Below are 19250 nucleotides of genomic sequence, written 5' to 3' on the forward strand. Positions count from 1 at the left end.
TCGATACTGGGGGCATGGTCCTGCGCTATGCCGCCTTCACCACCGATCCGACGACGGGCAACCCGGCCGGTGTCGTACTCGACGCCGCCGGGTTGTCCGACGCGGAGATGCAACGGATCGCCGCGGAGGTGGGTTATTCGGAAACGGCGTTCGTCTGTGGCGGCACCCGCCCCGATTTCACCGTCCGGTACTTCAGCCCGCTGGCGGAGGTCCCGTTCTGCGGCCATGCCACGATCGCGACGGCGGTCGCCCTCGCCGATCGGGACGGTCCGGGTGATCTGGTTCTCGAAACGCCCGCGGGTGCGATTCCGGTTCGTACGACGACGGGCACGGCGAGCCTGACCAGTGTGCCGACGAGGACCCGGCCTGCCACGGCCGCGGAGATCACGTCGGCGTTGACGGCGCTGCGCTGGCTGCCGTCGGACCTCGACCCGTCGTGGCCGCCGCACGTCGCGTTCGCGGGCAACGACCACCTCGTGCTGGCGGCGGGGAGCCGGGCCCGGCTCGCGGACCTGGACTACGACTTCCCCGCGCTGCGGGCGTTGATGGCGCGCGCCGGGTGGACGACCGTGCACCTGTTCTGGCAGGCCGGTGCCCGGGAGTTCCACGCGCGGGACCCGTTCCCGCCGGGTGGGGTGGTCGAGGACCCGGCGACGGGGGCTGCCGCGGCGGCGTTCGGCGGCTACCTGCGGGCACTCGGCCGGGCCCCGTCCAGGTTCACGATCATCCAGGGCGAGGACATGGGGCGCCGCAGCGAACTGACGGTCGAGGTCTCCCCCGACGACGCCAGGGTGACGGTCTCCGGCACGGCGACGCGGATCCCGGACTGAGGGCTCGCCCGGCGGCGCGGGCCGACCCCCTGCCGATGCAGGACCGTCACCGCACAAGCCCACTGAGGACCGTGTCGCGCGGGCCGCTGCGCCGGGGACCGGACCTGTCCGACGTAACCAGCACGTGCCCACCGACACCAACCAGCTTTCCGGTCGACGACATCCCACCACACGCGAGGTCAGCCGTGCTCATCGTTCGTTTCGTTCCCCCGGGCGCCGAGCGCCCGGCCGTCGGTGTCCGCGCCGCGGACACCGTCACCGAGCTGCCGGTCGGGAGTGTCGGCGAGTTGCTCGGGCTGCCGCTGGCTGACCTGCGTGCCGCGCTCGCCACGACCGGCGCCGTCCACGCGGCCGCCGACGTCGCGCTGCTGCCGCCGGTGGACCAGCGGATGGAGGTGTGGGCCGCCGGGGTCACCTACCAGCGCTCGCGGGAGGCCCGGATCACCGAGAGCGAGCGCGCCGCCGACGTGTACGACCTCGTGTACGACGCGCAGCGGCCGGAGCTGTTCTTCAAGTCGGCGAGCTGGCGCGTCACCGGCGACGGCGAGTCCGTGTCGGTGCGGACCGACTCCGAGATCGACGTGCCGGAGCCGGAGCTGGGCCTGGTGGTCAACCGCCATGCCGAGGTCGTCGGGTACACCGTCGTGAACGACATGAGCTCTCGCACGATCGAAGGGGTCAACCCGCTCTACCTCCCGCAGGCGAAGATCTACCTGGGTGGCTGTGCCGTCGGCCCCGGCGTCCGGCCGGTGTGGGAGGTCGCCGACCCCTACGCCCTCACGATCGAGCTGACGATCCACCGTGACGGCGAGGTGGTCTGGTCCGGTGCGACCAGCACGTCCCTGCTGCGCCGCGGGTTCGACGAGCTGGTCGCCTACCTGTTCCGCGCCGAGGTGTTCCCCGACGGGGTGGTGCTGGCGACCGGCACCGCGCTGGTGCCCGACCTGCCGTTCACCCTCGCCGCCGGGGACCGGGTCGCGATCACGGTCGGCGAGGTCGGCACCCTGACGAGCACGGTGGTGTCCGGCAAGGAACCCCTGGCCTGGCTGGCGACCGGCCGTGAAAGACGCGGTGACACTCGATGACCTGAAGCGTCTTTTCGTGGCATCGGGCCGTTCGTTCGGCGACACTGTTCGCGGGCACGGCAAGCTGAGGAGGGACTGATCGTGCGTCTTCTGATCACCGGCGCGGCGGGCGGCGTCGGCACGTTGTTGCGTCCGCTGCTGGCCCACCCGGACCGGGTCCTGCGCCTACTGGACGTGGCGGAACTGCCGGACACCGGTGACGGCGCGGAACGCGTCCAGGCGTCGGTCACCGACCTGCCCGCCATGGTCGAGGCGTGCCAGGACGTGGACGCGGTCCTGCACCTCGGCGGCCTGTCGACGGAACACGCCTGGGACGACATCCTGTCGGTCAACATCGACGGCACCTACAAGGTCTTCGAGGCGGCACACCGGGCAGGCGTGCCGCGCGTGGTGTTCGCGAGCACCAACCACACGGTCGGCTTCCACCCCAGGGACGGCCAGGAGGCCCCGGACTACCTGTTCCCGCGCCCGGACACGTACTACGGCGTGTCCAAAGTAGCCGGTGAGGCGCTCGGCAGCCTTTACCACGACCGATACGGGATGGACGTGGTGTGCCTGCGCATCGGCGGCTGTTTCGCGAAACCACTCGACACCCGCATGCTGGAGACCTGGCTCTCCCCGAGGGACGCGGCCGACCTCGTGGCGGCGGCACTGTCCACTCCGGAGCCGGGCTTCAAGGTCGTGTGGGGGGTCTCCGACAACACCCGCCGCTGGTGGAGCCTGGCGGAGGCGCGGGCCATCGGCTACCACCCCCGGGACGACGCCGAGGTGTACGCCGACGAGGTGCCGCAGGCAGACGAGCGGTACCTGGGCCGCCTTGGCGGCGCGTTCTGCTCCCCGGACCTGGACGGCGGCGGCCGGCAGGCCGGTCGGACCTGACGGTAACGCCGACCTCGGCGGGCTACACCCGGCTTCGTCCGATGTAGACGTTTCTGGCGCGGTAGTACGTGGCCCCCGCCGGTCCCGGGGACCCGGACGAGCCCTCCATCTGCAGGTTCAGGATCAGCCACATCGGCCGGCCGACGAAGTTCGCGCCGCGGTGCTGCCCGACCCAGTTGCCGTCGAGGTAGTAGTGGATGTCGACGTCGGTCGCGTTGGCCTTCGTGATCCACGCGCGGTAGCCGTGCCACGCGCCCGGGTTGGCCACGCTCACGATCGTGTTCGACCAGCCGCCGCTCGCGTTGCGGTAGGTGTTGAACCAGTTCCTGTTGTCCCCCTTGAACTCCAGGATGTCGCTCTCCGGCGGCCAGCTGTTCACGCCGGTCAGCCAGAACGCCGGCCACGCACCCCTGGTCGCCGGGGCCTGGAACTCGCCCTTCACCTCCCAGTTCGGGAACTGGTCGGTGACGACCACCTGCTGCCGCGCGTGCAGCGCACCGGAGTGGTACCGGATCGGCAGATACGGGTCCGCGGAGCTGTTGCCCTCGTCCCAGTCGATGCGGGTCGCCTTGATGGTCAGGACACCAGAGGTCTCCAGGTAGACGTGGTTGATGTCGCTGGAGCTGGCGTACATCCTGGCGCTGCCGTTGTGGTCCGAGCCCCACGGGTAGCGGTAGTGCCAGCCCGCTTCGAGTGCGGCTCGGTTGGCGAACGAGCCGGACAGGACGGTCTCCCACGCGGCCGCGCCCGCGGGTGGCGCACCGGCCAGCGCGGCGCCGGCCGCACCGGCCAACGTGAGAAATGTTCTTCTGCCACAGGCATTGCCGGCACGTGGCGGTTCGACGGGTCGAGGCATCGTTGCCACCCCTTCGACGGGAAAGCGTTTTCCTCATGCAGGCTAGAACCGTCGGCCACGTCTCGTCAACAGTGCGTGACGATGTGAACGCTCTCATGATCCGGCCGGACCGCCGTAGCAGCCCTCGCCAAGATCCGTTTACCGCTAGGCAAGCGCATTCCTGGTTGACACCTGTCCCGAACTGGTGCTAACACTGAGTACGGTTCATTGGGAGCGCTCCCAGACCGCAACGCTCACCCCCGGACCATCCGATTTCGTGCGCGGTGGTGAGCGCCGTGGTGGCGCGTCTGTGCGAACGGCACGACGTTTTCTCGATCGGCAGGTAACTCAACGAGGAGGAACACCATGCGCAAAACCATCGCGGGCATCGCCGCGGCGAGCATGCTCGCGGCAGGCGCGGTCACCGTGGCCATGACCGGCGGCACCGCGGGGGCCGACGTGCGTGCCTACGCGGCACCGATCGGCTTCGGGGCCGGCACGACCGGCGGCGCGGGCGGGCAGACCGTCACCGTGTCGTCGACCAGCGCGTTCCTGTCCGCCGTGCAGAGCAGCTCGCCGACCATCGTGCAGGTCAGCGGCACGATCTCGTTGTCGGGCATGAACAAGGTCGCGTCCAACAAGACGATCGTCGGCCTCGGCACGTCCGGCAGGCTCACCGGCGGCGGCCTGAACATCAGCAAGGTCAGCAACGTGATCATCCAGAACCTGACGATCACCGGCTCCGGCGACGACAACATCAACGTCCAGTACTCGACCAGGGTGTTCATCGACCACAACAACCTGTCCGACGCGAACGACGGCAACCTCGACATCAAACGCGCGTCCGACAACATCACCGTGTCCTGGAACCGATTCCACAACCAGGACAAGAACGCGCTCCTCGGCCACAGCGACAGCAACTCGGGCGAGGACAGCGGCAAGCTCCGGGTGACCTACCACCACAACTACTTCGACGGCGTGAACCAGCGCAACCCGCGCGTCCGGTTCGGCAACCCGGTGCACGTGTTCAACAACTACTACCGCAACATCGGCAGCTACGGCGTCGCGTCGACCGAGAACGCGGGCGTCCTCGTGGAGAAGAACTACTTCGAGAACGTCGAGGACCCGTACCACCTCGGCGAGGGCAGCTCCGACGAGGGCTCGCTCGTGGCGCGGGACAACTACAAGGTCAACTCCGGCGCCGGCCAGACCGGCGGCAGCGTCGCGGGCATCCCGTACTCCTACGGCACGGACACGGCCGCGAACGTGAAGTCGATCGTGACCTCCGGCGCGGGCGTGCACTGACCTGACGGCAGGCGGGCGCGTCCGGCCCAGGACGCGCCCGTCAGCCGCCGCCTCCCCTTGCGGACAAGTTGACGGCCGTGGACGACGAGCGTCGTTGCCTCGGCCGTTTCTTCATGGGGGAGCGTTCTCCACTGCTCGGATCGAGTGCGCGAGCCGGACTCGCTCCCCGAGGCTGCGCGTGTCCGGTACTCGGTGCTACTGTGTAGTGGTACTCGTTATCACCGAGTACCCGGAGGACCGGAGACCCACGATGGACGACCTGACGGAGATGCTGAAGGGCACGCTCGAGGGCTGCGTGCTCGAGATCATCGGCAGCGAGGAGACCTACGGGTACGCCATCACGCGCAGGCTGAACGAACTCGGCTTCACCGACGTCGTCGAGGGAACCGTTTACACCATCCTGATGCGACTGGAGAAGAACGGGCTCGTCCAGGTGACGAAACGACCGTCAGGGATGGGCCCGCCGCGAAAGTTCTATGCGCTCAACGAGGCGGGACGCGAGGAACTCGCGACGTTCTGGGCGAAATGGGAGTACATCACCGCACGGATCGCCAAGCTCAAGGAGAGCGGGAGATGAATTTCTGGGAGACCGTCACCGGCAGCGATCTCACGAGGGAATGGAAGGCGCTCGAAGCCAGGGCCCAGGCATTGCCTGCCGACCACCGGGCAGCGTGGGAAGAGGTCAAGGCCCATCTTTTCCCGTACTCGGACTTCACGGGCCGAAACCTGATGCCGGTTCTCGACGGCGCACTGGGCCTGCTCGAAGAGACCGCGGCCGACGGGCAGAACGTTCGCGACGTGCTGGGCGAGGACATCAAGGGCTTCTGCGCGGCCCTGGCCGACGGAGAAGGCGGCCGGAGCTACCGCGACCGGTGGCGCGAGCAGCTGAACAGGAACGTCGCACGGAAACTGGCCCGGCTGGGAGGCTGACATGGGCATCCACGACATCATCGAGGGCAAGAAGCAGTGGCGGGCGCACACGGCGCGGGTCAAGGCACTCCCACCGGACTACCGGATCGTCTACAAGGAGATGCAGAAGTACGTCTTCAAGGTGGGAGCGGTCGACCTGCCTGAGGGGAACCTCCTCGCCGGGATCATCGACTTCTTCGAAGAGGGCGTCGCGGCAGGCAAGGGAGCCCTGGAAGTCGTCGGCGACGACATCGCCGCCTTCTGCGACGACCTGGTGCACAGCGCACAGCGGACGTGATCCTCGCGGGGTGCGCCGCAACAGTGCGCGCACCGGTGTCGTGTGGCTCCCGGCCCGGGGTCGGTGCTGGCTCCTTGTGAATTTGTCCTCGCCGGACGGGCAGGTCTCGGGGGTGGCGGAGGGGTGGGTTGGCGGCGGTTGGGCGGGTCTGCCTGCGTGGTGGGCTTGCGCCACCGCCGGGGTTGCGTGGCTTGCGGGCCCGCTACGCGGAGCGCCCGGGTTCGCGTTGACGGCGTGGCAATGCCCTGAAAGGCGCGTTCAGGGCGCTGGGCGCCCTGAACGGCCCATTGACGGCACTCGTTGTGCCGTCAGGGCGGGGCTGCGAGCAGGGGCCCGGTTTACCTTGCCGGGCCCCTGCTTTGTGTCAGCAGCTGCCGTTGACGGCGCCGTTCACGCCCGTCCACATGAACGCGTCGGTCACCCACGTGCCGTCGGTCAGCCGGTTCCACAGGCTGGTGGTCCCCCACCGGCCCGCGTGCGAGGTCCCATTGGCGGAACACGACACCGTGACCGTCGCGCCGTCGGCGACCGAACCGACGACGCCGTAGCCGGTGCCCGGCCCGGACCGCTTGTTCACCGCGGTGCCGCCGTTCGCGTCGATGACGCCCTGGTTGAAGCCGAGCGCGCCGTAGTTGTACAGCGCGCCGCCCGCGTAGACGCGGGTGCTGCCGTGCAGCGCCGACCCCTGGTAGGCGGCGCCGCCGTTCTGCGGCACCCACTTGCCGAGGTTGTGGTTGCCGATCCCGACGTAGGCGCTGTGCTGCCGCAGCGCGAAGTGCACGTGCCTGCCGGACGCGGAACCGCCGCAGGTGACGTCCGTGCCGGTGTTGCCGAGGAACGTGCCCTGGCTGACGCCCGCGCCGTCGACCCAGATGTTGTTCCACAGGTGGTAGTAGTCGGTCGAGTAGCCGCGGTCGTGGATGACCCGCAGCCAGCCGGTGCACATCGTGTACGCGGTGCCCGCCCGCGCGGCCAGCACCCGCTGGTCACCGCCCGCGAGGTCGAGTGAGCTCCACGGCGCCGGGGTGCCGGACCAGCCGTGCGGCCCCCCGTACATGTACCAGCTCTGCCCGACCGCATACGGCAACGCCATGCCCGTGCGCAGGTCGTTGCCCGCCTGGACGCCCGGCTGTCCGCCGAGCCCGGCGAGCCTGGCCCGCTCCCCGGCCTGGACCACCGGCGCGCGCCCGGTGAGCTCGGCGAACGCGGGTTCGCCCTCGAGCGCCACGCGCCAGCCCTTCCCCGTCCGTTCTGCGACGAACAGCCAGCCCTCGGGATGGCGGTCCACCTCGTGCCCGGTGGCGAGCACCGCGGTCCCGAACGCCCAGCCCGCCGCTTTCCTGGTGGTGGTCACGACCGGCTCGGCTTCGGACGCCACCCGCGCCTTGGCGAGCATCGAGTCGGTGACCGCGGTCTCGAGGTCCGGGGGTGGCGCGGCCACGGCCGGTGTCAGACCGGTCGTGACCAACGCGCCGGCCAGTACGGCACCGGCGAGCAATCTCCACATCATGTCGAATTCCTCCGCAGGGTTGAAGGGATGCCTTCGAGTCTTGAGACGAGGACCCACGCCGTCACCCGCCAACCGTCCGATCACGAGCCCGGTCGGCGGCGGCCGATAGGCCGCATCCTCGCCGTCCAGTGGCCGCATCCGTCGCCGATGCGTTGACAGCAAATATGAAAGTTCGTCTTACTTTCAGATGGCCCACGCCCACCCTGCACGTGGAGCCCGAGGAGGCACGACCTGTGTTGTCGTCACGTCCCATCCGCCTGGCGTTCTCGTCACTCACCGCCGCCGTGGTCGCCGTCGGCGTACTGGCCGCCCCGGCGGCACAAGCGAAACCGGTGCCCGCCGACCCGGTCGGCGTGGTCACCGACCGCCTGGCCCGCCAACTGGCTGGCGAGTTCGCGGCCGACGCGAGGAACCTGTTCCCGGCCACCGCGGACCGCGCGGTGAACCTGGCCAGAGCTCCGGAGACCAGCCCGCTGGGCCGGGCCGTCCGCGCCGCGAACCGCACCGTCCTCGCCGCGAAGGGCCTGCCGCAGAACGGCGCATCGCTGCTCACCGTCCGGCTTGCGGACCCCGGCATGGTCCCCGCGCTGCGCCGGGGCGTGGCGCCGCTGGTGGCGTCCTCCCCGAGCGACGACACCGGGGTCAGCGTGACCGCCTACGACCGGGCGGCCAACCGCGTGCTCCTGTCCCCGGACAGGGTCCCCGACCGCCCCGTCTACCTGGTGGAGGTCGACACCGGGGCGGCGGTGACCATGGGCATGGCCGTGATGCGCACGACGCTGTCGGAACGCGGCCAGGCCACGCAGCCCCGGGCGGCGGCGGGCTACTGGGCGACCCAGGTGACGTCGATCCGTCTCGATGACGACATGGAACCGTGGCACAAGGGCAAGGCGGAGATCTTCGCCATCGCGGCGGGCTTCGGCCAGGACGGCAAGGTCAAGGTCGACACCGTCGAGATGCCGTACCTGGACCACGACGGCACCACCTACTACCCCGGCCAGCTGCTGGTCCACTTCTCGTCGTACAAGTACAACCTGGCCGACCTGGTGCTCATGGAGGAGGACGGCGGCACCAACTACCGGGAGCTCGCGCTGGCACTGAGCCAGGCGCTGCTGACCATCGTCGACGGCGGCGTGTACATCCCGCTGGTCAGCGCGATCCTGAACGCGATCCCGGACTCATGGTGGGTCGACGACCCCGACTACGTGGACTCCTGGTACACCCTGTCGACCGCCACGTCCGGCACTCTCCGCGGCGCGGCCGCGAACGGCACGATCTCCGTCAGGCCGTACTGGGTGCAACCACTGTGACGACACGGTGCCGCCCGGTGTCCCGCCGGGCGGCACCGTCAGTCGACGGGGCCACGCAGCAGCAACATGACCCGCAGCACGTGTTCGACGGCGCAGGGGAAGGCGGCCCCGCGCAACTCCCCGCGAGTGGCGAGGTTGCGTGCCGCGAACTCGAGCATCCGGTCGGTCCCCAGCCGCGCGACGACAACGGCGGCGACCTCCCCGAGGTCGAGGCCCGGATGGTCGAGCCGCGCAAGCGCGAACTCGACGACAAGCTCCTCATCCGTCATGGCACCCCTCCGCCCCGAGTCTAGAACCTGTGGGAAGCCGGTGCCCGGCCCCGGGAACGTGGTCAGGTCCGGTCGAGCAACTGCTGGGCCGCCGCGACGATCTCCTCGGCGCAGGTCTCACGGGCAACGTCGTAGTGCTCGGTCCAGTCCTCCCACTGGCTGACCGCACCGACGATGGGACGTATCGCGTCCGCATACCCCACCTCGCTCCACATGGTCGAGATGCGTTGCCCACCTTCGACCGGGGAGAGGTCGCCGTCGACGATCAACCGGCACCACCAGCGAATGAGCACCCACCGCGCGTCCGCGGGGTGGTCCGGCAACGAGGGCGCGAGGTCGAGTTCGTGGATGACCTGTTCGAAGAGGTCGTGGGCCTCGGGCTCCTCGCCGCGGGTGAGCCCCGCCAACTGCCGGAGCGCAGGCGTGTCGACTCCCCCGATCAGCGCGTCGAGCGCTGTCCGGATCAGCTCGTCGGAACCGACCTGATGGCCACTCCGCTCGTTGATGGCCGCGATGAGCAGTCGCTTGAGGTGGTCCACCCGCACACGATGGCACGCTCACATCCGGCGCCCGATACCACGCAGGATGGCCCGGGTGGCGGCCGGTGAGATCCGGTTGGCGACCGCGCCGACCTTGGCCTCGGCGGTCACGGGCACCACGGTCCGCCCGTCCCGGACCGCGGCGACCACGGCGGCGGCCACCTTCTCCGGCCCGAACCCGCGCCGCCGGTACAGCTCGGTGGCCCGCGCCCGCAGCTCGTTCTCCTCGTCGGCACCGGTCCCGGCGAAGCGCGCGGCCGAGGTGATGTTGGTGTGCACGAACCCGGGGCAGATCGTGCTGACCGCGATCCCGTCGGAGGCCAGCTCCCCGGCGAGGCACTGCCCCAGCATCAGGACGGCGGCCTTGGTGGTCCCGTAGGCGGGCAGCGACGGCAGCGGCAGGTATCCGGCGGCCGAGGCGGTGATGACCACGTTGCCGCCCTCCCCGCGCTCGACGAGTGGCGGCAGGAACGCACGCAGGGTGTGGATGACGCCCCAGACGTTGACGTCCAGGACCCGCTGCCAGTCCTCGACGCCGGTGTCGAGGAACGACCCGGCGACCGCGACCCCCGCGTTGGCCATCACCAGGTCGGGCACACCGTGCTCGGCAAGAACGTGCTCGGCGAGCCGCTGTGTCGAGGCCCCGTCGGCAACGTCGAGCTGGAAGGCGGCGCCCTCGACGTCGGCGGCGGTCCGGGTGGCGGCGTCGAAGTCGATGTCGACGCACAACACCTCGGCCCCCTCGGCGGCGAGCGCGACGGCGGTGGCCCGCCCGATCCCACTGCCGGCCCCGGTGACGAGGGCGAGCCGCCCACCCAACGCGGCCCGGCGCTCCCCGACAACGGCCCTGGCAAGCTCCCGGGACGCGGTGTTCCCGCCGAGGTGGTCGACGAACTCGACCACCATCCGAGCGGCGAGCCGCGGGTTGTCCCGAACCACCCAGTGCCCGGCGGCGACGGGCCGCCGCCAGAGCCGCGCACACCACGGGTCGGCGGCTTCGAGGATCGACGGCGTGACGAACGGATCCCGGGTGAGCGCGAGCTGCTGGACAGGAACGTCGGTCCGCCGGGCGCCGGGCCGAGAAAGCCGCCCGACCATGTTGGCCCGGTACAGCTCGACCCCGTTGCTGGCGTCCCGGTAGGTGGCGTGGAACTTCCGCCGCAGACCGGGAACCCGCCACACCAGCTCGGGCAGCACAGGAACCTGAAAGGCCCCGATGTACCAGGAGTGGACGAGCTGCCGAAGCACCCGCCGCTTGTCAGCGGTCCGCATCCAGGCCCCCAGGTGATCGAGGTCGGGCCCGGAGATGGAGGTGTAGGAGGCGAAAAGCCCACGCAGGTCGGGGTCACTGACCGCGCCCCAGGCCTGGATGGACCCCCAGTCGTGCGCGACAAGGTGCACCGGCCGGTCAGCGACACTACGGACAACGGCGGCAAGGTCCTCGACAAGCCGCTCGATCAGATACCCGTCACGCGAGCCGGGCGCCCCGGACTCCCCGGTCCCCCGCACGTCATACCGCACGACCCGGAACCGCCCGGCCAGCTCGGCGACCACCCCGTCCCAGACCGAGGCGTTGTCCGGATACCCGTGCACCAGCACGACGGGCACCCCGTCAACAGGCCCGTCCTCATAAACAGCAAGCCGAACCCCACCCGACTCCACCCACCGTCGACCCATGAAGCCACGGTAGCCGCAACCCCCGAAACCGCATGCGCTAAGCTTCCCGAAGTCGCAAGACGAGCCCACGTAGCTCAGGGGATAGAGCACTGCCCTCCGGAGGCAGGTGTCGCAGGTTCAAATCCTGCCGTGGGCGCCCCTCTCCCATCTGGCATTTCGGTCTCTGACCAGGCCAAACTCTCTCACCAAATGATCATGGCCTGTCCGGCCGTGTCCGGCTATCCACGGACATTCACGGACAGCTGTGCCCTATTTCTGCCCTGAGGGCTCTGCCACGGCCGCCCGTCCGGCTCCGCGCTGCACTCCCTCGCCGCTCCCGCCCGTGGGCACAGCGGAGGGCGGACGTGACCCTGCTGAGAGGCCGCCTCGACTTCCGCTGACCCCCGATGACGCGATCTGGCCTGGTCCCGTCGTCGGGGGTCTCGTCTGTCCGGGGAGGGTGGGTGATGCCGGTTGGCGCCCATGCCTCGGTGATCTCGTGGCGCGGCCAGAGGACGAGTTGGTGGGTGCTGACGTGGCGGCGCATGGCTGGTGCTCCCGGAGGTGGTGGCCTGGTGCGGTCCGTTCCTTCGCACGGGCCGTCGGGTAGCGCCGGGTCGTCGATGTCAAGGGTGGGCGCAGCCCATCGCGCAGCGACGCGACGGAGGAGCGCCCTTGATGGCGGCAGGCCGGTGTTAAAGGATCACCGGCTGTTCGAGGGGACGGCCGCGGTGAGTCGCTGGTGCCATGGCTCGGGGCTGTTGGGTGGCGTCGCTTTGTGGGTGGCGGGCGGCGGCCGTGAGCGGAGCGGCAGGCCGTCCGCCCGCGCGGCGCGTTTGCGCGCCGCCTTGATCCCCTAGAGCCGAATTCAGCAGCATGCGAACAACCGGCTTACTTTATCCACCTTGATGTGTCGCGAGTACTTGATACTTTCAACTGGAGGGCGGACCGCCCGTAGCTAGCGAGACGGCCCGACGGCAGCGGTGTGGGACAGTTGCGCATGGCTCGGCTCACACAAAGCGTGTACTCTTGCATGCGTGCTGGTTTCCAGCGCCAGACTTGAGTGCTGATGAGCGCCATGAGCGCCCCTGGTTGGCGAGCTGATACGCCCACCAACCAGGCAGCGCTCAACCCGGAGTTTGGTGCGCAGTTTCGAGAGAACCAAGGCTTAATCGCCAGCGCAGATGGCCTACGGCACGCGACACACAAGCCGTAGCAACTTTCCGGGGTTGCTGCGTGCAGGGCTGGTGGCGTCGTGTGGAGCCAACTCTTGGCGAATGCGCCGTTTGTGGCTGTGGCTGTGGTCCTAATCAATAGGATCTACGCCTATGTAGTTGTGCGGCGAACACTCAAAGATGCGCCGGACGCTTCGTTGCAGGTCGGCAACACCACATTGACGCGCCGACAAGTCACAGCTGCTGCGGACCCGGGGAAGAGACGCGACGTGTCAGGCCGCCATTGCGAAACGCGGGCCGGTGAGGCGCGATGCACTGGGTGTGACCAGAAGATCAAGAAGAGACGTTGTTGACTATCCACAACGTGCGGCGCTGGTCGGGGCGCAGCGCGGCGCGCTTGCGGGCATCTGCGTCGTTGCAGTCGGTGTCGTCGTAGCTGGCGTCCTGATGCCGTCGAATGGTGGGGGGCGCTCGCCGCCTGGTCCGGGACCGTGGGGGCCCTGTTCGCGGTGGCCGTGGCGGTTTTCACGACGCGCCTGCAGGCTGATGAGGCCGCCAGACGCTCTAGCGCCGAGCAAGCCGAGCGAGAGGTCCAGATAGCCAAGGCTGCTCAGCAGGCGCGCGAGGACCAGGCAGAGCGTGAGATCCAGCAGGCCAGGTTGGTGACGGTCGAGTTCACCCCTAGCGAGTGGGACGATCCAGAATTCAGTAGCCACTATGACCTCACTGTGAGAATCACCAACCACAGCGCAGCCCTCATTCTTGACCCGCGCTTAGAAGAGTTTGTCCATCCTGAGAAGGGTGGCGAGGTCGCCGACGTTCCTGCGTACACGGAGTACCAGGGCGCGCCCAGCGTGCTGCGGACTGACGGCACAGACATGCTGCTTGTCACGACTACTTACCGACCAGCCCTCGCGTCAAACGCTGTGGGGCCTTCGCAGCGAGTGGAAGCGGTCATCGGGTTCACCGACGCCGCTGGCTTGCGCTGGCGACGGGTCGGATCCTCGCTTCCTGTGCGCGTACCAGTCAACGTGCAGTCAGAGGGAGTTGACATGTCAGTGGCCCACACGTTCCGTCCTAACGGGCCGGACTGGTATCGCTACGAGGTATAGACCGCTGCAAGGTCATCACGAGAGATGACCCACGCGGCCAAGCATGGGGTGCAACCAGACCGTATGGCATGTTTGCAGCCGCCTGATTGCAGGAAGTGACGGCATGAGCGCTGCCCGCGTTCACAAGATGACCTCACCGCCACAATTGAGTTATTCTGCGTCTGTTGAGCGCAGCGCTGCATGCGTCAAGCGAAACGATTGGGAGTTGCTGTGGCACGTCTCGAACCTGGCTTCAAGGTGAAGCAGATACTTGGCCCTCTCGACGGAGTGAGCAGGACGGGACCGCTGCTATGGACGGTTCAAGCCCTCTTAAAGGAGGAGGTCGGACCAGAAACATATGACCTAGCAAACGAGTATATTTGCGCTAGACTGGCTGCGATCATCGGCCTGCCTAGCCCTCCCGGCGACTTCGCGACGCGCTATGACTCGACCGAAAAATACTGGGTAACCCCCTTGGTCATGCGAGAATCTCCGCCCCCGGCGGACACGGAGAAGATCTGCGCCGAAGAACCCAAATTCACCGCAGGCACTCTTGTATTTGACACTTGGATCCTAAATGACGACCGACATGAAGACAATATCATTTACAGCTCAACGGTAGGACTATGGCTCATAGACCATGCGTCTGCCTTGTGCCCTAAAGGTGAGAACCCTAAAGAGATTATTGAGCAGTGCGTGCAGCAAACTCTTAGCAATCATATATTTAGCCACCATGTCAATCGGGACGACGTAAGCCACTGGTGTGGACGCGTCAGGGGTGTTCAACCGCAGGCGATACGAGCAGCGATCTGGCCGACGGTGAAATACGAAATTATCAGCAAGGAGCACGCTGGTGCATTACAGACGTTCCTCTGCGAGCGTGCGCAAGTAATCACGCGGCTCGTATCAGCGTTAATGCGCTTCAAAGAAGACGCGAAGACCGCGGGTGAGACGTCGGAGGAGAACATCTCATGAACGCCGACTGGGACGTCATCCGATACTTGCCAGATCTTAAACGGGGCGAACCGCGTAATATTGGTGTAGCGCTAATTGTTGAGGGCATTGCCAGAGTTCGATTCTTCGCCGAGCAAGAGCCTGGCAAAGTTGATGGTCGATCAGTACGAACTCGTGTCAACGATCTGCAGAATTACAAAGAATGGATCGCATATTTTCGTCGCAAAGCTGCTTCTGGACATTGGGAAGATGTCAAACGCAGTCGGCTGCGTCGACCTGACTATCCGTATTATATAGACCGCGGCGGCGTCATATTTGACGTATCCCCGGAGAATATCGATGTGGAGCTAGACGCGTTGTACCAAGAGGTAGTTGCCGATCCAAATAGAGAAGGCCGTACATCTTCTGTTGCAGAGGATCACCCTGACTCCTTTGCGGAGCAGGTTGATCGAATCCTTCAAAGCGTACCGGCGCATTTCAACAAGAACGTCACAGTCCCAGGTGTCTTTGCGGGAGGGCCGCGTGGCGGTAACTCAATCCAAGATAACATCCGATTCAGGTTTGGGTATCAAAATGGCCGGATGCACCTCATGGATAACGTCTCCAGTCCGCCTTATGCATACTCGTTCTTTGCGCGCGCAGAAGCAGCATACCGAGTAGACACTACATTGAGCTTCTTGGCATTCTATCGTCGAGACAAATTTGGTCGAAATGAAGGCGAAATTGATATTATCGAACGGTACGCTAATACAGTGGATGTGGAAGATGAGGAAGCTGCCATTGACTTGGTTGCAGAGATCGTGGGCGTAGAACGCACACGACAGATGGAACCCATACCACACCTATTTCGCGATCGAGAGATTGAACCCGAACCAACGCTTGCGATTGAACCATCGGAGGCAGAACGAGAATTGGGCGACGGCGATGACATCGAACCGTACTGACACAAGCCAGGTTCATGGGTGCGCTTGCCATGTTTCCTGCAACTTGCCGTCCATTCCTCCAGGCAGGCCATTTGGATCCCGACCACTTTGCAGCAGTCGATACAAGTGATTAGATAGCGCGGAGTCGACATCATCAAAACTAGCAACGACTACGAACTGTAGCGCGGTCACGCGTGTGTCACATGGCTTATCGAGCACCTGACTGGTCGAGGTGGTGAGTGCGCCAATCTGATGCAAGAATGGACAGGTGGACGAACTTGCACTGACTGCGGAACGTCGTGGGGAACTGCTCGCACTGCTGGACGACGAGGATCGCCTACGTGCCGAGTTCCCGAAGGTCAGCGACTACCTCGAAATGGCTCCGACTTTGCCGGGGACTGGGAATCTTCAAGTCGACGCAGCATTCGACTTGCGATTCGTTCACTACGTGACCGGTGACCGTACCGTAAGCGCCAATCCTTACTGGGACCTCGTTGCTCCATTCGTGAACGAACACGAAGGCCGCAAAGTGGTCAACGGTGGCAATGCGGAGGGAAGCGGCCGACTCGCCTACGCTCAGATGGCGCTACAGGAGATCTACGCGTACGCGATCCCATCGCCGCAGACCGTCGAATGGGTATCGGACTTCTGTGCCGGTCGGCAGCTCGTCGAGCACGGCGCTGGGCGCGGGTACTGGGCCGAACAGCTCTCCCTCGGCGGGGTCAACGTCGCTGCCTACGACTTCGAGCCACCAGACAAGACGGAGAACGCTTCGTTCTCGCGGGCCGCGGGACAGGCGGATGTTGTCTGGCATCACGTCGGTGACCTGGCGGAGTTCGAGGCCAACAAGGACGGCTACGGCGACGCGGTGCTGTTCCTGTGTTGGCCGCCAGGCTGGGGCAACACGATGGCGTCGGAGGTCCTGCGGTCCTTCGAGGAGGCGGGCGGCTCGCGCCTGATCTTCATCGGGCAGCCCAAGGGTGGGATGACGGGTGACGATGCCTTCTTCGACGCGCTGTCTGCCGCGTGGGAGCTGGAGTCCGAAGACCCTGGCTTTGTTGCGTGGTGGAACTTGCTGGACGTGGCGCAAGGCTGGGTTCGGCGCTGAAGAGCGGTCTGGGCTGAATCCGATGTGCTCAGATTCAGCCCAGACGGTTCTGGCATGACCTGGTGGTCAAGATTCGCGCGTGATCTTCATTCTGAACACGAACGCGTCGTATCGATCCATCGGATACGAGACGTGAGAAACCATGATGGCCCGGCCATCGTCGGTGATGAAGTGCTGACGCACTGACCTCACGAGATCGCCGGGAGTGGTGCGCAACCACTCGGCGTGGACCGCTGACGGCAACTGGTCGGAAAGTGTCTCTTCGAGGTCGGTAGCCGCGGAGAGGTCGGGCGCGTCCAGGGGCTGGTAGGTGTCGGAGATCGAGATCGGGCGTCCGCTCTCGGCCACGCGCGTGACCACGAGCTTCACCTCGTCGCCCTGCGTGATGCCGAAGGCCTCCGCTACCTCCTCGGAGGCACTGACCCGCTCCTCCTGGCGGTCCACCTCGATCTTGCGTTCTGACTCCGTGCCGAAGGTGACCTCCGGGTTCTGGAGCTGGCGCTCGGGTGAGATGCGTACGAGGTTGGGGCGGTCGGCCACGAAGATGCCGCGTCGCCGGACAGGGCGTACGAGCCCTTGGCTGCGCAGCAGCTCGATGACCTTGCGAACCACGATGTCCGAAACGCCTTGTTCCTTGGCGATCTCGGCATAGCTCGGCAGTTGCATTCCCGGCGGTAGTTCCCCGCTCCTGATCCGGCGCGCGTACTCGCCTGCGATCGAGACGTAGGCAGGCTGCGTCATGGTTCTAGCCCCTTCGGAAGTCGGCGTTGAGCTGGGCGTCTGCTGAAGCGTAGCAGCCTTCGTATACGCAGAGGTTGTGCGTATACGAAGCTACGTATACGATGGTCTCACCTGGTCGTGAAGAGCGCACGACAGGGCGGGCGGTCCGATGGGCGCTCGTTGGTGCGAACTGAAGGACAACAGACAGATGGCTATCAGCAAGGGCTACAGGTTCCCGATCGAGTTCTCGGAGGCGTTCCCGCGCGGGCTCGTGATGGTGGGCGAGGTACAGCCGGACACGGAGTTCCAGTCTCAGGACGACCGCGCACGCAACCGACCGGTGCGTCAGCGCATCGACGAGGCGACGGGACTTCGGCAGTGGAAGGTCAGCGTCACCGACCCGGACGAGGCCAAGGCCAAGCGGGCCTCGTTCGAGGTGACGATGCTCGCGGAGGTTCAGCCGGTGCCGACCACGATGGAGGCGCTGCCCGGTGTGCGGCCTATCGAGTTGGACGGGCTGACGGCGGAACCGCGCGTCGCTGGGAACGGCGAGTTCAAGTACCTGTCGTACGTGTTCCGTGCGACTGGGTTCCGGGAGGCGGGCGCGGCCGGCGGTACCGCTGGCGGTTCGACTGGCACCCGGTCAGCAGGCAAGTCGGCCGGATCGAACTCGGCGGACAAGGCCGCGTGAAGCACGAGATGCACGCCAGGCGTGGTCACGGGGAGCTGGCCGAGTTGGGATCGGTGACGGTACTGCCGTCCGGCCCTCCCCCGGCCACGTCTGGCGGAGAGGTGGCGGACATGAGCGGTGCGGACTTGGTGCCTGCGGATTTGCTGCGTGTTTGGGAGGGCATCTACCGGGACTACCTCGCTACTTCGCAACTGATGGACAACGGGGACATCGGTAAGCGGGAGGTGCTGGCGCGCCTGTCGGCACAGGTTGCGGTGACGTGGCGCCGGATGGCGGACACGGTTCCTGGAAGCGAGTGGTGGCTACGAGCCGCGCTTCTGACTGCGGCGGAAGCGATGGAGCACCAGGCGGGCGACTGGTGCGGACGCCGTGGGAGGCCGCGATGACGGGCGGCCTCGGGCTGGACATCTACGTGGAGATGACCTCGCCGCGCATGCGGGTGACGGTCGAGGAGGGCGCGGACAGCCGGTTGGAAGTGCGGATCGGCGCTGCGCACACGTTGGTGACCGGCGAGACCTCGACCGTGCACCTGTGGTTCAAGCGTCCAGACGCGGCGATCGAACTGGGAAAGGAACTGGTCCTCAAAGGCCAAGCGTTCCTTGATCAGGTCGCTGACGAGGCGGCGGAGCGTCCGGGTGATGTCTGTCAGTGATGCGGGGTGACAGGCAACCGCGGACCTTGGCAGAGGTACACGAGATGTTGATCCACGCGCGTCCGGCGCGCGATGCGGAGCCGTCGGAGTGGATCACGTTCCATCGTAGCAGCGCGGACGTCTACGCCCAGACAGCCAAGGTGGACGTTCGGCACCGGCACGAGACGACGCAGTACGCGGGGATGGAGATCCGGCGTGCTCGGGAGATCGAGCACCGTCTTGATCCCACGCTCGACGAGGATTCCTGAGTAGACAGTTCGGATGAAAGGTCGCATCGGGGAGGTGATGGAGTGACCGCTCGTGTGGTGTCCGATGAGGTGTCGGAGAAGGCGCTTGCGCGTGCTGTGGGTGAGGAGTTGCGGCGTGCGCGTGAGGCGAACGGGTGGTCACGCAAGTACCTGGTCGCGCGCCTGCCATCGGGAATCGGGGACCGAACGCTACTGTGAACCGCCCCGGGTCTGATGGAGACTCACTCGTTGAGTGAGGATGTGGATCATGGCCGGGAAGAGTT

Annotated in this window: 22 protein-coding genes and 1 tRNA gene; 17 read left to right on the top strand and 6 right to left on the bottom strand. The window is 66.6% G+C overall.

Annotated elements, in window-relative coordinates; translation table 11 throughout:
- Window positions 1–14 precede the first annotated feature (14 nt).
- The 3 genes from ACFPCV_RS24835 (at window position 15) to ACFPCV_RS24845 (ending at window position 2794) form a co-directional block, all read left to right on the top strand.
- The gene (locus tag ACFPCV_RS24835; protein WP_378058704.1) at window positions 15–830 is read left to right on the top strand and encodes a PhzF family phenazine biosynthesis protein; all 816 of its coding nucleotides are present in this window, start codon (window positions 15–17) and stop codon (window positions 828–830) included.
- A gap of 185 nt (window positions 831–1015) precedes the next feature.
- Entirely contained in the window at window positions 1016–1915 is a 900-nt protein-coding gene (locus ACFPCV_RS24840; RefSeq protein ID WP_378058705.1) for a fumarylacetoacetate hydrolase family protein, read from the top strand.
- A 75-nt stretch (window positions 1916–1990) separates the two neighbouring features.
- On the top strand, window positions 1991–2794 hold the full coding sequence (locus tag ACFPCV_RS24845; protein WP_378058754.1) for an NAD-dependent epimerase/dehydratase family protein: 804 nt from the start codon (window positions 1991–1993) through the stop codon (window positions 2792–2794).
- Between the two features lie 22 nt (window positions 2795–2816).
- Here the strand turns inward: ACFPCV_RS24845 and ACFPCV_RS24850 are convergent, their stop codons facing one another.
- A complete protein-coding gene (locus tag ACFPCV_RS24850) occupies window positions 2817–3587 on the bottom strand; it encodes a family 16 glycosylhydrolase (protein WP_378058706.1) in 771 nt (256 codons plus the stop codon).
- Between the two features lie 408 nt (window positions 3588–3995).
- On the opposite strand from ACFPCV_RS24850, the gene ACFPCV_RS24855 reads away from it, so the two are divergent.
- From ACFPCV_RS24855 to ACFPCV_RS24870, 4 genes are all read left to right on the top strand, one after another.
- Window positions 3996–4934 carry a pectate lyase family protein gene (locus tag ACFPCV_RS24855; protein WP_378058707.1) on the top strand — a complete coding sequence of 313 codons (939 nt, stop codon included), beginning with the start codon at window positions 3996–3998 and terminating at the stop codon, window positions 4932–4934.
- 250 nt (window positions 4935–5184) lie between these two features.
- The gene (locus ACFPCV_RS24860; protein ID WP_378058708.1) at window positions 5185–5511 is read left to right on the top strand and encodes a PadR family transcriptional regulator; all 327 of its coding nucleotides are present in this window, start codon (window positions 5185–5187) and stop codon (window positions 5509–5511) included.
- Window positions 5508–5864 carry a DUF1048 domain-containing protein gene (locus ACFPCV_RS24865; protein WP_378058709.1) on the top strand — a complete coding sequence of 119 codons (357 nt, stop codon included), beginning with the start codon at window positions 5508–5510 and terminating at the stop codon, window positions 5862–5864. Before ACFPCV_RS24860 ends, ACFPCV_RS24865 begins: the two co-directional genes overlap by 4 nt.
- A gap of 1 nt (window position 5865) precedes the next feature.
- Window positions 5866–6141: a DUF1048 domain-containing protein gene (locus ACFPCV_RS24870; RefSeq protein WP_378058710.1), complete on the top strand. Its 276-nt coding sequence runs from the start codon at window positions 5866–5868 to the stop codon at window positions 6139–6141.
- A gap of 364 nt (window positions 6142–6505) precedes the next feature.
- On the opposite strand, the gene ACFPCV_RS24875 is transcribed toward ACFPCV_RS24870, so the two are convergent.
- Window positions 6506–7651: a hypothetical protein gene (locus ACFPCV_RS24875; RefSeq protein WP_378058711.1), complete on the bottom strand. Its 1146-nt coding sequence runs from the start codon at window positions 7649–7651 to the stop codon at window positions 6506–6508.
- Window positions 7652–7884: 233 nt separating this feature from the next.
- Between ACFPCV_RS24875 and ACFPCV_RS24880 the strand changes: the two genes are divergently transcribed.
- The gene (locus ACFPCV_RS24880; RefSeq protein WP_378058712.1) at window positions 7885–8961 is read left to right on the top strand and encodes a DUF3103 family protein; all 1077 of its coding nucleotides are present in this window, start codon (window positions 7885–7887) and stop codon (window positions 8959–8961) included.
- A 38-nt stretch (window positions 8962–8999) separates the two neighbouring features.
- Here the strand turns inward: ACFPCV_RS24880 and ACFPCV_RS24885 are convergent, their stop codons facing one another.
- The 3 genes from ACFPCV_RS24885 to ACFPCV_RS24895 all read right to left on the bottom strand — a co-directional run bounded on the left by ACFPCV_RS24885 (window position 9000) and on the right by ACFPCV_RS24895 (window position 11446).
- A complete protein-coding gene (locus tag ACFPCV_RS24885) occupies window positions 9000–9230 on the bottom strand; it encodes a hypothetical protein (RefSeq protein ID WP_378058713.1) in 231 nt (76 codons plus the stop codon).
- Between the two features lie 62 nt (window positions 9231–9292).
- Window positions 9293–9769: a hypothetical protein gene (locus tag ACFPCV_RS24890; RefSeq protein ID WP_378058714.1), complete on the bottom strand. Its 477-nt coding sequence runs from the start codon at window positions 9767–9769 to the stop codon at window positions 9293–9295.
- An 18-nt stretch (window positions 9770–9787) separates the two neighbouring features.
- Window positions 9788–11446: an SDR family oxidoreductase gene (locus tag ACFPCV_RS24895; protein ID WP_378058715.1), complete on the bottom strand. Its 1659-nt coding sequence runs from the start codon at window positions 11444–11446 to the stop codon at window positions 9788–9790.
- A gap of 63 nt (window positions 11447–11509) precedes the next feature.
- On the opposite strand from ACFPCV_RS24895, the gene ACFPCV_RS24900 reads away from it, so the two are divergent.
- From ACFPCV_RS24900 to ACFPCV_RS24920, 5 genes are all read left to right on the top strand, one after another.
- Window positions 11510–11582, top strand: a tRNA-Arg gene (locus ACFPCV_RS24900).
- Between the two features lie 1509 nt (window positions 11583–13091).
- Entirely contained in the window at window positions 13092–13712 is a 621-nt protein-coding gene (locus ACFPCV_RS24905) for a hypothetical protein (RefSeq protein WP_378058716.1), read from the top strand.
- A gap of 210 nt (window positions 13713–13922) precedes the next feature.
- The gene (locus tag ACFPCV_RS24910) at window positions 13923–14666 is read left to right on the top strand and encodes a hypothetical protein (protein WP_378058717.1); all 744 of its coding nucleotides are present in this window, start codon (window positions 13923–13925) and stop codon (window positions 14664–14666) included.
- Window positions 14663–15589, top strand: coding sequence for a hypothetical protein (locus ACFPCV_RS24915; protein WP_378058718.1), 927 nt, complete (start codon window positions 14663–14665; stop codon window positions 15587–15589). The genes ACFPCV_RS24910 and ACFPCV_RS24915 overlap by 4 nt, the downstream gene beginning before the upstream one ends.
- 247 nt (window positions 15590–15836) lie before the next feature.
- Complete coding sequence (locus ACFPCV_RS24920) at window positions 15837–16676, top strand: hypothetical protein (RefSeq protein WP_378058719.1); 840 nt, start codon at window positions 15837–15839, stop codon at window positions 16674–16676.
- A gap of 66 nt (window positions 16677–16742) precedes the next feature.
- Here ACFPCV_RS24920 and ACFPCV_RS24925 read toward each other — a convergent pair whose 3' ends face one another.
- Window positions 16743–17417: a GntR family transcriptional regulator gene (locus tag ACFPCV_RS24925; RefSeq protein ID WP_378058720.1), complete on the bottom strand. Its 675-nt coding sequence runs from the start codon at window positions 17415–17417 to the stop codon at window positions 16743–16745.
- Window positions 17418–17604: 187 nt separating this feature from the next.
- Here ACFPCV_RS24925 and ACFPCV_RS24930 point away from each other — a divergent pair, with 187 nt between their 5' ends.
- From ACFPCV_RS24930 to ACFPCV_RS24945, 4 genes are all read left to right on the top strand, one after another.
- Window positions 17605–18087 (top strand): hypothetical protein, encoded by a 483-nt coding sequence (locus ACFPCV_RS24930; RefSeq protein ID WP_378058721.1) that lies wholly within the window; start codon window positions 17605–17607, stop codon window positions 18085–18087.
- A gap of 110 nt (window positions 18088–18197) precedes the next feature.
- Window positions 18198–18473, top strand: coding sequence for a hypothetical protein (locus ACFPCV_RS24935; protein WP_378058722.1), 276 nt, complete (start codon window positions 18198–18200; stop codon window positions 18471–18473).
- Window positions 18470–18739 carry a hypothetical protein gene (locus ACFPCV_RS24940; protein WP_378058723.1) on the top strand — a complete coding sequence of 90 codons (270 nt, stop codon included), beginning with the start codon at window positions 18470–18472 and terminating at the stop codon, window positions 18737–18739. The genes ACFPCV_RS24935 and ACFPCV_RS24940 overlap by 4 nt, the downstream gene beginning before the upstream one ends.
- Window positions 18739–18987 carry an AMED_5909 family protein gene (locus tag ACFPCV_RS24945; RefSeq protein WP_378058755.1) on the top strand — a complete coding sequence of 83 codons (249 nt, stop codon included), beginning with the start codon at window positions 18739–18741 and terminating at the stop codon, window positions 18985–18987. Before ACFPCV_RS24940 ends, ACFPCV_RS24945 begins: the two co-directional genes overlap by 1 nt.
- The last annotated feature ends 263 nt before the right edge of the window (window positions 18988–19250 follow it).

The organism is Actinophytocola glycyrrhizae, assembly GCF_042653545.1.
In the GTDB taxonomy this organism is placed as follows: domain Bacteria; phylum Actinomycetota; class Actinomycetes; order Mycobacteriales; family Pseudonocardiaceae; genus Actinophytocola; species Actinophytocola glycyrrhizae.